Below are 2500 nucleotides of genomic sequence, written 5' to 3'. Positions count from 1 at the left end.
GCCATGTCCAGGATGAAGGTAAGGTAACACTTACTGGAGGTCCGAACCAACACCCGTTGAAAAGGGTCTGGATGAGGTGTGGCTAGGGGTGAAAGGCCAATCAAATCTGGAGATAGCTGGTTCTCCGCGAAAGCTATTTAGGTAGCGCCTCGGACGAATACCATCGGGGGTAGAGCACTACATGGGTGATGGGGGCCCACAGCCTTACTGAGCCTAAGTAAACTCCGAATACCGATGAGTACTATCCGGGAGACACACGGCGGGTGCTAACGTCCGTCGTGAAGAGGGAAACAACCCTGACCTGCAGCTAAGGCCCCTAATTCGTAGTTAAGTGGGAAAGCATGTGGGACGGCCAAAACAACCAGGAGGTTGGCTTAGAAGCAGCCATCCTTTAAAGATAGCGTAACAGCTCACTGGTCTAGATAAGCTGTCCTGCGGCGAAGATGTAACGGGGCTCAAACTACGAGCCGAAGCTCAGGATGCACAGCGATGTGCGTGGTAGCGGAGCGTTCTGTGATATAGTCTCATGTGTTTTAACCGCGCTTGCCAGCAATGGCGGAGGCGGTGACGAACACGCGAGGCTTTCTGTGAAGCCGGGCTGTAAGGCATCCGGTGGAGAGATCAGAAGCGAGAATGTTGACATGAGTAGCGACAAAGAGGGTGAGAGACCCTCTCGCCGAAAGTCCAAGGGTTCCTGCTTAAAGCTAATCTGAGCAGGGTAAGCCGGCCCCTAAGGCGAGGCCGAAAGGCGTAGTCGATGGGAACCAGGTTAATATTCCTGGGCCAGGAGGATGTGACGGATGTTTACTGTAGTTCGGTCTTATCGGATTGACCGGGCTGCTGCGATGTCCCTGGAAATAGCCCTCCACAAGACCGTACCCTAAACCGACACAGGTGGACAGGTAGAGTATACCAAGGCGCTTGAGAGAACCACGTTAAAGGAACTCGGCAAAATGCTCCCGTAAGTTCGCGAGAAGGGAGCCCCGTCTGTAGGCAACTATGGGCGGGGGGCACAAACTAGGGGGTGGCGACTGTTTACTTAAAACACAGGGCTGTGCGAAGCCGTAAGGCGACGTATACAGTCTGACGCCTGCCCGGTGCTGGAAGGTTAAAAGGAGGGGTGCAAGCTCTGAATTGAAGCCCCAGTAAACGGCGGCCGTAACTATAACGGTCCTAAGGTAGCGAAATTCCTTGTCGGGTAAGTTCCGACCTGCACGAATGGCGTAACGATCTCCCCGCTGTCTCTAACGTGGACTCAGCGAAATTGAACTGTGTGTCAAGATGCACACTACCCGCGGTTAGACGGAAAGACCCCATGAACCTTTACTCTAGCTTTGCACTGGCAACAGGAATGTGATGCGCAGGATAGGTGGTAGGCTTTGAAGCCGGGACCCTGGTCTCGGTGGAGCCACCCTTGAGATACCACCCTTCGCCTTCTTGTTGTCTAACCGCGGCCCGTTATCCGGGTCCGGGACCCTGCATGGTGGGGAGTTTGACTGGGGCGGTCGCCTCCCAAATCGTAACGGAGGCGCGCGAAGGTTGGCTCAGAGCGGTCGGAAATCGCTCGTTGAGTGCAATGGCAGAAGCCAGCCTGACTGCAAGTCTGACAAGACGAGCAGAGACGAAAGTCGGCCATAGTGATCCGGTGGTCCCAAGTGGGAGGGCCATCGCTCAACGGATAAAAGGTACTCTGGGGATAACAGGCTGATGATGCCCAAGAGTCCATATCGACGGCATCGTTTGGCACCTCGATGTCGGCTCATCTCATCCTGGGGCTGGAGCAGGTCCCAAGGGTATGGCTGTTCGCCATTTAAAGAGGTACGTGAGCTGGGTTTAGAACGTCGTGAGACAGTTCGGTCCCTATCTGCCGTGGGTGTAGGAGATTTGAGAAGAGTTGCCCCTAGTACGAGAGGACCGGGGTGAACGAACCACTGGTGGACCAGTTATCGTGCCAACGGTAGTGCTGGGTAGCTATGTTCGGACAGGATAAACGCTGAAGGCATCTAAGCGTGAAGCCCCCTTCAAAACAAGATCTCCCTTGAGAGCCGTGGAAGACCACCACGTCGATAGGCCAGAGGTGTAAGTGCAGCAATGCATTCAGCTGACTGGTACTAATTGCTCGATTGGCTTGATTTGATCCAGTAAAAGCAAGGTCGCAATCAGCGACACGCTCAATATCAAAAGATCTCGGAACAAGGACCGCTGTAAAATGCGCTCCCTGATGCACGGCTGCAAATAGCAGCCCGTGTCTCTGCTTCGGTTTGGTGGTCATAGCGTCAGCTAAACACCCGATCCCATCCCGAACTCGGCCGTTAAGGGCTGACACGCCAATGGTACTGCGTCTTAAGACGTGGGAGAGTAGGTCACCGCCAAACCTAAACAGAGACACTTCTCTCTCTCAACGATAAAACAAACCCGATCGCACCAAAAAGCGCCCTCGGGCAACAAACGGACGCGGGGTGGAGCAGCCCGGTAGCTCGTCAGGCTCATAACCTGAAGG

General features: G+C 54.5%; 2 rRNA genes (1 of these 2 cut by a window edge). Both read left to right on the top strand.

Annotation, left to right across the window (positions count from 1 at the left end):
- Window positions 1-2136: ribosomal RNA gene (locus V3C85_RS11780) — 23S ribosomal RNA — on the top strand (it extends 715 nt beyond the left edge of the window).
- Window positions 2137-2260: 124 nt separating this feature from the next.
- Window positions 2261-2375, top strand: a 5S ribosomal RNA gene (gene rrf, locus V3C85_RS11775).
- Window positions 2376-2500: the final 125 nt, after the last annotated feature.

Origin of the sequence: Pseudotabrizicola sp. L79, from assembly GCF_036553525.1 — a bacterium.
In the GTDB taxonomy this organism is placed as follows: domain Bacteria; phylum Pseudomonadota; class Alphaproteobacteria; order Rhodobacterales; family Rhodobacteraceae; genus Pseudotabrizicola.
This window is presented reverse-complemented; position numbering and strand designations above follow the sequence as displayed.